This is a genomic window from Streptomyces griseoloalbus, assembly GCA_014650015.1.
Classification (GTDB): domain Bacteria; phylum Actinomycetota; class Actinomycetes; order Streptomycetales; family Streptomycetaceae; genus Streptomyces; species Streptomyces griseoloalbus.
The window spans coordinates 1-9,182 of the sequence record BMUD01000050.1 but is presented as its reverse complement, the minus strand read 5'-3'; the positions used below and the strand labels follow the sequence as shown (position 1 = coordinate 9,182).

Genomic DNA, 9,182 nt, shown 5'->3' with positions numbered 1-9,182 from the left:
CAAGTCCATCCGCGACACCTGCGACCGCGTGCTGTGGCTGGAGCGCGGCGAGCTGCGCATGGACGGGCCGACCGACGAGGTGCTCAAGGAGTACGAGAAGTTCACGGGGAAGTAGCCCGATGCGCCCAGGGCCCCGCCGGGAACTGTCCGGCGGGGCTCGACGTCTGCAAAGGAGGCGTCAACTCCTGCCGCCACGCGGAATCTTGGCGCCGAACGGTGTGTTGATGTGCTGCGCGGGAGACCCCCGGCGGCACGCGCCGGGTTGTACAACGTAAGCTGTACCGGTCCCGAAAGGCGGCAATCAGGGCCATAATGCCCGACATCATCCATCGATGCCGCCCGGCGGAAGCCTGGGCGGCGTGTCCGAAATAGTGTGCATTGGGTCAGCAGTGTAGAACGGGAGATGTGACGGCAATGGCTACGGAGACTCCCAGGCTGAACGCAGCGTGTGCCGTCCCCGCCCTGGGCAGCCCACGATGACGTCCACCGGTCCGGCGCGTGCCGTCGATGCCGGGGTCGAGCGTGCCACGCTCGACAAGGCCGCCGCCGAGAACTTCCCCGTGGCTCCCTTCTACCTGCCCAGGTCCTGGCGTGACGACCTCATGGCCGTGTACGGCTTCGCCCGTCTGGTCGACGACATCGGTGACGGCGACCTGGCTCCCGGCGGGGCCGACGTCCGCCTCCTCGGTGTCTCCGCCGAGGAGGCCGAGGACCGGCTGGTGCTGCTGGACGCCTTCGAAGCCGACCTTCTGCGGGCGTTCGATCCGGGCGGACCGGAGCCGCGCCATCCGCTGCTGCTCCGGCTCCGGCCCCTGGTCCGCCGTCACGGGCTGACGCCCGAGCCGTTCCTCGGCCTGATCGCCGCCAACCGCCAGGACCAGCTCGTCAAGCGGTACGCGACCTACGACGACCTGCTCGCCTACTGCGAGCTGTCGGCCAACCCCATCGGCCGGCTCGTCCTCGCCGTCACCGGGACCGCCACCCCGGAGCGGATCCGCCGCTCGGACGCCATCTGCACGGCCCTCCAGATCGTCGAGCACCTCCAGGACGTCGCCGAGGATTTCGGCCGCGACCGCATCTATCTGCCCGCCACGGACATGAAGCTCTTCCATGTCCGTGAGGCGGACCTCGCCGCCCCCACCGCCGGCGCATCGGTGCGCGCGCTCATCGCGTACCAGGCCCAACGCGCCCGGGACCTGCTGGATGAAGGCGCCCCCCTCGTGGGCAGTGTCCACGGCAGACTCAAGGTGCTGCTCGCGGGATTCGTGGCCGGGGGAAGAGCGGCCGTCCACGCGATCGCCGCCGCCGAATACGACGTCCTTCCCGGCCCGCCCAAGCCCGGCAAGCTCCAGTTGCTGCGCGAGGCGGGCGCGACTCTGCGAGGAAAGGGGTGATCCGGACCGTGGAGTCGCAACCACCCGCGTCCGCACCGGTACTCGCCGCCTACAGTTACTGCGAGGCCGTCACCGGACAGCAGGCACGTAACTTCGCCTACGGCATCCGGCTGCTGCCGACGCCCAAGCGGCGCGCGATGTCGGCGCTGTCGCGTTCTCCCGGCGGGTCGACGACATCGGCGACGGCACGCTGGCGGACGACGTCAAGGTCGCCCGGCTCGAGGACACCCGGGCGCTGCTCACCCGGATCCGCGACGGCGCGGTCGACGAGGACGACACCGACCCGGTCGCGGTCGCCCTCGCCCACGCGGCCGAACACTTCCCCATCCCGCTCGGCGGCCTGGACGAACTCATCGACGGCGTCCAGATGGACGTACGCGGCGAGACGTACGAGACCTGGGACGACCTCAAGGTCTACTGCCGCTGTGTCGCGGGCGCCATCGGACGGCTCTCGCTCGGCGTGTTCGGCACCGAACCGGGCGCGCGCGGCGCCGAGCGCGCCCCCGAGTACGCCGATACGCTCGGCCTCGCGCTCCAGCTCACCAACATCCTCAGGGACGTCCGCGAGGACGCCGAGGGCGGGCGCACCTATCTGCCCGCCGACGACCTCGCCAAGTTCGGCTGCTCGGCCGGGTTCAGCGGTCCGACACCACCGGAGGGCTCCGACTTCGCGGGCCTCGTGCACTTCGAAGTGCGCAGGGCCCGCGCCCTCTTCGCCGAGGGATACCGGCTGCTCCCCATGCTCGACCGGCGCAGCGGCGCCTGCGTCGCCGCCATGGCCGGCATCTACCGCCGGCTCCTGGACCGCATCGAGCGCGACCCCGAGGCCGTGCTGCGCGGCCGGGTCTCCCTGCCCGGACGGGAGAAGGCGTACGTCGCGGTGCGCGGCCTGTCCGGCCTGGACACCCGCCAGCTGGCCCGGCGGACCGTCAGGAGGCGCGCCTGATGGACACCCCGCTCCCCGGTGAGAAACGGCGGGCAACCCTCCGCCGCGACGCCGCGTCCCAGACTGAGACGGCCGGTCGTGCACCGTTCAAGCAGCACGGCGTCCGGGCAGGGGAGGGCGCATGAGCCACGGCACACGCACCGCGGGGCCGCTCACGGACGACCCGGTTCCGGCAGGACGGCACGCCGTCGTCGTCGGCGGCGGGCTCGCCGGGACCACCGCCGCGCTCGCGCTCGCCGACGCCGGGGTGGGCGTCACCCTGCTCGAAGGCCGGCCGCGCCTGGGCGGACTCGCCTTCTCCTTCCAGCGCGGCGACCTCACCGTCGACAACGGCCAGCACGTCTACCTGCGCTGCTGCACCGCCTACCGCTGGTTCCTCGACCGGATCGACGGAGCGGCGCTGGCACCGCTGCAGGACCGTCTCGACGTGCCCGTGGTCGACGTCAGGCGCCCCGAGGGGCGGCGGCTCGGCAGGCTGCGGCGCGACGCCCTGCCGGTTCCCCTGCATCTGGGGCGCAGCCTCGCCGCGTATCCGCATCTCTCGCTCGCCGACCGGGCCAGGGTGGGCCGGGCCGCGCTCGCGCTGAAAGGGCTCGACCTCGCCGATCCGGCCCTGGACACCCAGGACTTCGGCAGCTGGCTGACCGCGCACGGCCAGTCGGCGCGCGCCATCGAGGCCCTGTGGGACCTGGTCGGGGTCGCCACCCTCAACGCGGTCGCGGGCGACGCGTCCCTGTCGCTCGCCGCGATGGTGTTCAGGACCGGTCTGCTGTCCGACCCGTCGGCCGCCGACATCGGCTGGGCCCGAGTCCCGCTGGGCGAACTGCACGACCGGCTCGCCCGCGAGGCGCTCGACTCCGCGGGCGTGCGCACCGAGGTCCGTGCACGGGTCACCTCCGTCTCCGCCAACGGCGACGGAGGGTGGAGCGTTCGGGTTCCCGGCGAGACGATCCGGGCCGACGCGGTCGTCCTCGCCGTACCGCAGCGCGAGGCGTACGAACTGCTGCCCGCGGGCGCGCTGGACGCCCCCGAGCGGCTGCTCGGCATCGGCACCGCGCCGATCCTCAACATCCACGTGGTCTACGACCGCAAGGTGCTCGCGCGGCCCTTCTTCGCCGCCCTGGGCACCCCCGTGCAGTGGGTGTTCGACCGCACCGCGGCGTCCGGACTGAAGCGGGGCCAGTACCTGGCGCTGTCCCAGTCGGTCGCCCAGGACGAGATCGACGAGCCGGTCGCCGCGCTGCGCGAGAGGTACCTGCCCGAACTGGAGCGGCTGCTGCCGCACACGCGCGACGCGCGGGTCGAGGACTTCTTCGTCACCCGGGAGCGCACCGCCACGTTCGCTCCCGCTCCCGGCGTCGGACGCCTCAGGCCCGGCGCCCGCACCAAGGCACCCGGCCTGTACCTGGCCGGCGCGTGGACCGCCACCGGGTGGCCCGCGACCATGGAGAGCGCGGTCCGCAGCGGCGTCGGCGCGGCGGACGCCGCGCTGGGCGCCCTGGGACGGCCCCGTCCCCGCCACCTCTTCACGATCGAGGAGGCGGCGCCCGCCGTCTTCCCGGGGGCCGCCGGCCCCCGGACCCCCGGCCGACAGCCGGAGGGGACCGGCGCCGCACCGCGAGGTGGGCCCGGTGAAGACTGACGCGTGCGGCGCGGCAGGTCCCCGCATCCCCGGTAAAGCAACAAGAGGAGAGACTGTGCCCACTGTGCCCCCGGCCTCGCAGGCCGCTCGAAGGACCGCGGTGGACGTGTCCGCGCTCCTGGAGCGTGGCCGGACCCTGGCCACGCCGGTACTGCGGGCGGCCGTCGACCGCCTGGCCTCTCCGATGGACACGGTCGCCGCCTACCACTTCGGCTGGATCGACGCCCAGGGCCGGCCCGCGGACGGGGACGGGGGCAAGGCCGTGCGCCCCGCCCTCGCGGTGCTGTCCGCCGAGGTCACCGGGGCGACGCCGGAGACGGGCGTCCCGGGCGCGGTCGCCGTCGAACTGGTCCACAACTTCTCGCTGCTGCACGACGACCTGATGGACGGCGACGAACAGCGCCGGCACCGCGACACCGTCTGGAAGGTGCACGGCCCCGCCCAGGCCATCCTGGTCGGCGACGCCCTGTTCGCCCTGGCCAACGAGGTGCTGCTGGAACTCGGCACCGTCGAGGCCGGCCGCGCCACCCGCCGGCTGACCGCGGCGAGCCGCTCGCTCATCGACGGCCAGGCCCAGGACATCTCCTACGAGCACCGCGACCGCGTCAGCGTCGAGGAGTGCCTGGAGATGGAGGGCAACAAGACCGGCGCCCTGCTCGCCTGCGCCAGCTCCATCGGCGCGGTGCTCGGCGGCGCGGACGACCGCACCGCCGACGCGCTGGAGAAGTACGGCTACCACCTCGGCCTCGCCTTCCAGGCCGTCGACGACCTCCTCGGCATCTGGGGCGACCCGGGGGCCACCGGCAAGCAGACCTGGAGCGACCTGCGCCAGCGCAAGAAGTCCCTCCCGGTCGTGGCCGCGCTCGCGGCGGACGGCCCCGCCGCCCGGCGGCTCGGCGAGATCCTCGCCGCGGACGCCAAGAGCAGCGACTTCGCGAACTTCTCCGAGGAGGAGTTCGCGGCCCGTGCCGCCCTCATCGAGGAGGCGGGCGGCCGGGAGTGGACCGCCGAAGAGGCACGCCGTCAGCACACCATCGCCATCGAAGCCCTCGACGCCGTCGACATGCCCGACCGGGTGCGGGAGCAGTTCACGGCGCTCGCGGACTTCGTCGTCGTACGAAAGAGATGATCACTATCGGTCGAATAGCCCTCGCGTAGTCGCCGGCCGGTGTTGCGGGGAGAACGGCACCGGCCGACGGCGGACCCACAGCAGACACCACTCGCAGGACTGCACGAAGGGGAAGCCATGACAGCGACGACCGACGGAAGCACCGGGGCGGCGTGGCCGTCCCGAGTACCCGCGGCCAGCGAAACCGACACCCACACCGACTCCGACATCCCCGTGGCGACCGGGGTACCCGACGTCGCCGCCCGCGCCATGCGGCGCGCCACCGACTTCCTGCTGTCCCGGCAGGACGACCAGGGCTGGTGGAAGGGCGACCTCGAGACCAACGTCACGATGGACGCCGAGGACCTGCTGCTGCGTCAGTTCCTCGGCATCGGCGACGAGGACACCACCCGCGCCGCCGCGCTGTTCATCCGCGGGGAGCAACGCCAGGACGGCACCTGGGCCACCTTCCACGGCGGACCCGGCGAACTCTCCACCACCATCGAGGCGTACGTCGCGCTGCGTCTGGCCGGTGACCCGCCCGACGCCCCGCACATGGCGAAGGCCTCCGCCTGGATCCGCGAGCAGGGCGGTATCGCCGCCTCCCGGGTCTTCACCCGGATCTGGCTGGCCCTGTTCGGCTGGTGGAAGTGGGAGGACCTGCCCGAACTCCCGCCCGAGCTGATCTGGTTCCCGTCCTGGCTGCCGCTCAACATCTACGACTTCGGCTGCTGGGCCCGGCAGACCATCGTGCCGCTGACGATCGTCTCCGCCAAGCGGCCGGTACGGCCCGCCCCGTTCCCGCTGGACGAGCTGCACACCGACCCGCACCGCCCCAACCCTCCCCGGCCGCTCGCACCGGCCGCCAGCTGGGACGGCGCCTTCCAGCGGCTGGACAAGGGCCTGCACGCCCTGCGCAAGGCGGTCCCGCGCCGGCTGCGCAGGGCGGCCGTCAACGCCGCCGCCCGGTGGATCATCGAGCGGCAGGAGAACGACGGCTGCTGGGGCGGCATCCAGCCCCCGGCGGTGTACTCGATCATCGCACTGCACCTGCTCGGCTACGACCTGAACCATCCGGTGATGCGGGCGGGCCTGGAGTCGCTGGACCGGTTCGCCGTGTGGCGCGAGGACGGGGCCCGGATGGTCGAGGCCTGCCAGTCCCCGGTGTGGGACACCTGTCTCGCCACCATCGCGCTGGCCGACGCGGGCCTGCCCGCCGACCACCCGCAACTGGTCAAGGCCGCCGACTGGATGCTCGGCGAGCAGATCGTGCGACCCGGTGACTGGTCCGTGCGCAGGCCCCACCTGCCGCCCGGTGGCTGGGCGTTCGAGTTCCACAACGACAACTACCCCGACATCGACGACACGGCCGAGGTGGTCCTGGCGCTGCGCCGGGTCAAGCACCACGATCCCGAGCGGCTGGACAACGCCATCGGGCGCGGGGTGCGCTGGAACCTCGGCATGCAGTCGAAGAACGGCGCGTGGGGCGCGTTCGACGTCGACAACACCAGCCCGTTCCCCAACCGGCTGCCGTTCTGCGACTTCGGCGAGGTCATCGACCCCCCGTCCGCCGACGTCACCGCGCACGTCGTGGAGATGCTCGCCGTCGAGGGCCTCGCCCACGATCCGCGCACCCGGCGCGGCCTTCAGTGGCTGCTCGCCGAACAGGAACCGAACGGAGCCTGGTTCGGACGCTGGGGCGTGAACTACATCTACGGCACCGGCTCCGTCGTCCCCGCCCTGGCCGCTGCCGGGATCCCCGGCTCCCACCCGGCGATCCGTCGGGCCGTGGCCTGGCTGGAGTCGGTGCAGAACGACGACGGCGGCTGGGGCGAGGACCTGCGCTCCTACCGGTACGCCCGGGAGTGGAGCGGTAGGGGTGCCTCGACCGCCTCGCAGACGGCATGGGCGCTGATGGCGCTGCTGGCGGCGGGGGAGAGGGAGTCCCGTGCCGTCGAGCGCGGCATCGAGTGGCTGGCGGCCACCCAGCGCGAGGACGGTTCCTGGGACGAGCCGTACTTCACCGGCACCGGTTTCCCCTGGGACTTCTCCATCAACTACCACCTCTACCGGCAGGTCTTCCCGCTCACCGCCCTCGGCCGGTACGTGCACGGGGAGCCCTTCGCCAAGAGGCCGGTCGTGGCGAAGGCCGATCCCGATGAGGCCGAGGCCACCAAGGAGCAGTCCCTCGCCGAGGCGAAGGGGAGCTGATGAGCGCCCGGCCCGCCCCGGCTCCGCTGCTGATCGCCTGCGCGCTCGGCATCGAGCAGTTCGCCCTGCGGCGTCGGGAGCGCGGCGGTGCGGGCGGGCCGGTCACGATCCTGCGTACGGGCATGGGGCCGGCGGCGGCCGGGCGTTCCGTGGCCCGGGTGCTCGCCCACCCGGTCCTGCGGGAGGCGGCCGTCCTGGCCACGGGTTTCTGCGCCGGGCTCGCGCCCGGCATGCACCCCGGCGACCTGGTCGTCGCCGAGGAGACCCGGGACCCGCGCGGCAGCGTCCCCTGCGTCGGGACCGAGCTGCTGGTGAAGGAGCTGGTGCGTGCGGTGCCCGGGCGCACCGTTCACACCGGGCCGCTCACCGGCTCCGATCACGTTGTCCGCGGTCACGAACGGTCGGATCTGCTCGCGACCGGCGCGATCGCGGTCGACATGGAATCGGCGGCCACGCTGCTGAGCGCCGTCCGGGCGGGCGAGCGCCCGGTTGCGGCCGTCCGGGTGGTGGTGGATGCTCCGGAACACGAACTCGTCCGGATCGGCACCGTGCGCGGTGGAATATCGGCTTTCCGTGTCCTTCGTTCCGTACTCCCGGCTTTCTATGAATGGCACCGTTCCTTGCTGCTCCCCAGGAGGTGAGCCAGATGGCCATGCCGCTGCGTCAGTCCATCAAGGTCGCTACATACTTGGCCGAACAGAAGCTCCGCAGGCGGGACAAGTTCCCGCTCATCGTCGAACTGGAACCGCTCTTCGCCTGCAACCTCAAGTGCGAGGGGTGCGGCAAGATCCAGCACCCCGCCGGGGTGCTCAAGCAGCGGATGCCCGTCGCCCAGGCCGTGGGCGCGGTGCTGGAGTCCGGGGCGCCGATGGTGTCGATCGCCGGTGGCGAGCCGTTGATGCACCCTCAGATCGACGAGATCGTGCGCCAGTTGGTGGCCAAACGGAAATACGTCTTCCTGTGCACCAACGCCATGCTGCTGCGCAAGAAGATGGACAAGTTCACCCCCTCGCCGTACTTCGCGTTCGCCGTGCACATCGACGGGCTGCGCGAGCGGCACGACGAGTCGGTCGCCAAGGAGGGCGTGTTCGACGAGGCGGTGGCGGCCATCAAGGAGGCCAAGCGGCGCGGCTTCCGGGTCACCACCAACTCGACCTTCTTCAACACCGACACCCCGCAGACCATCGTCGAGGTGCTCAACTACCTCAACGACGACCTCAAGGTCGACGAGATGATGATCTCGCCCGCCTACGCCTACGAGAAGGCCCCCGACCAGGAGCACTTCCTGGGCGTGGAGCAGACCCGCGAACTGTTCAAGAAGGCCTTCGCGGGCGGCAACCGGCGCCGCTGGCGGCTCAACCACTCCCCGCTGTTCCTCGACTTCCTCGAGGGCAAGGTCGATTTCCCCTGCACCGCGTGGGCCATCCCGAACTACTCGCTCTTCGGCTGGCAGCGCCCCTGCTACCTGATGAGCGACGGATACGTGCCGACGTACCGGGAGCTGATCGAGGAGACCGACTGGGACAAGTACGGCCGCGGCAAGGACCCGCGCTGCGCCAACTGCATGGCGCACTGCGGCTACGAGCCCACCGCCGTCCTCGCCACCATGGGATCTCTCAAGGAGTCGCTGCGCGCCATGCGCGAGACGGTCTCCGGAAACCGGGAGTGAGGTCATGACCGCTGTCTCCCTCGGGATGCCCCAGGTGCCCGTGCCGTCGGTCGCCGAGCGGCGCGCCTCGCGGCGGATCCAGGTCGGCTCCGTGGCGGTCGGTGGCGGGGCCCCGGTGTCCGTGCAGTCGATGACGACCACGCGTACGTCCGACATCGGGGCGACGCTGCAGCAGATCGCCGAGCTCACCGCGTCCGGCTGCCAGATCGTGC

The 9,182-nt window shown here is 72.0% G+C and carries 8 protein-coding genes and 2 pseudogenes; all 10 read left to right on the top strand.

The window, feature by feature from the left end:
- A pseudogene (locus IE178_RS34675) lies at positions 1-115 on the top strand (ABC transporter ATP-binding protein); the annotation flags it as partial.
- A 361-nt stretch (positions 116-476) separates the two neighbouring features.
- Positions 477-1,394, top strand: coding sequence for a squalene synthase HpnC (hpnC, locus tag IE178_RS34670; RefSeq protein WP_184762380.1), 918 nt, complete (start codon positions 477-479; stop codon positions 1,392-1,394).
- A pseudogene (gene hpnD / locus IE178_RS34665) lies at positions 1,391-2,340 on the top strand (presqualene diphosphate synthase HpnD). Before hpnC ends, hpnD begins: the two are co-directional and overlap by 4 nt.
- The gene (locus IE178_RS36680) at positions 2,340-2,465 is read left to right on the top strand and encodes a DUF6380 family protein (RefSeq protein WP_369075358.1); all 126 of its coding nucleotides are present in this window, start codon (positions 2,340-2,342) and stop codon (positions 2,463-2,465) included. Before hpnD ends, IE178_RS36680 begins: the two are co-directional and overlap by 1 nt.
- Complete coding sequence (gene hpnE, locus IE178_RS34660) at positions 2,462-3,982, top strand: hydroxysqualene dehydroxylase HpnE (protein WP_193515018.1); 1,521 nt, start codon at positions 2,462-2,464, stop codon at positions 3,980-3,982. The genes IE178_RS36680 and hpnE overlap by 4 nt, the downstream gene beginning before the upstream one ends.
- Positions 3,983-4,046: 64 nt before the next feature.
- Positions 4,047-5,111 (top strand): polyprenyl synthetase family protein, encoded by a 1,065-nt coding sequence (locus IE178_RS34655; protein ID WP_193515019.1) that lies wholly within the window; start codon positions 4,047-4,049, stop codon positions 5,109-5,111.
- 117 nt (positions 5,112-5,228) lie between these two features.
- On the top strand, positions 5,229-7,301 hold the full coding sequence (gene shc / locus IE178_RS34650) for a squalene--hopene cyclase (RefSeq protein ID WP_193515017.1): 2,073 nt from the start codon (positions 5,229-5,231) through the stop codon (positions 7,299-7,301).
- A complete protein-coding gene (locus IE178_RS34645; RefSeq protein ID WP_193515016.1) occupies positions 7,301-7,942 on the top strand; it encodes a 5'-methylthioadenosine/S-adenosylhomocysteine nucleosidase family protein in 642 nt (213 codons plus the stop codon). Before shc ends, IE178_RS34645 begins: the two co-directional genes overlap by 1 nt.
- A gap of 5 nt (positions 7,943-7,947) precedes the next feature.
- Positions 7,948-8,970, top strand: a complete 1,023-nt coding sequence (gene hpnH / locus IE178_RS34640) for an adenosyl-hopene transferase HpnH (RefSeq protein WP_193515015.1) — start codon at positions 7,948-7,950, stop codon at positions 8,968-8,970.
- Between the two features lie 4 nt (positions 8,971-8,974).
- Positions 8,975-9,182 (top strand): flavodoxin-dependent (E)-4-hydroxy-3-methylbut-2-enyl-diphosphate synthase (locus IE178_RS34635; protein WP_193515014.1); only part of this gene is annotated, 208 nt, incomplete at its 3' end.

Excerpts from the sequence above, each read along its gene's own strand:
- hpnE (WP_193515018.1), top strand. The coding sequence starts at position 2,462 with ATGAGCCACGGCACACGCACCGCGGGGCCGCTCACGGACGACCCGGTT.
- hpnH (WP_193515015.1), top strand. The coding sequence starts at position 7,948 with ATGGCCATGCCGCTGCGTCAGTCCATCAAGGTCGCTACATACTTGGCC.
- IE178_RS34645 (WP_193515016.1), top strand. The coding sequence starts at position 7,301 with ATGAGCGCCCGGCCCGCCCCGGCTCCGCTGCTGATCGCCTGCGCGCTC.
- shc (WP_193515017.1), top strand. The coding sequence starts at position 5,229 with ATGACAGCGACGACCGACGGAAGCACCGGGGCGGCGTGGCCGTCCCGA.
- IE178_RS36680 (WP_369075358.1), top strand. The coding sequence starts at position 2,340 with ATGGACACCCCGCTCCCCGGTGAGAAACGGCGGGCAACCCTCCGCCGC.
- hpnC (WP_184762380.1), top strand. The coding sequence starts at position 477 with ATGACGTCCACCGGTCCGGCGCGTGCCGTCGATGCCGGGGTCGAGCGT.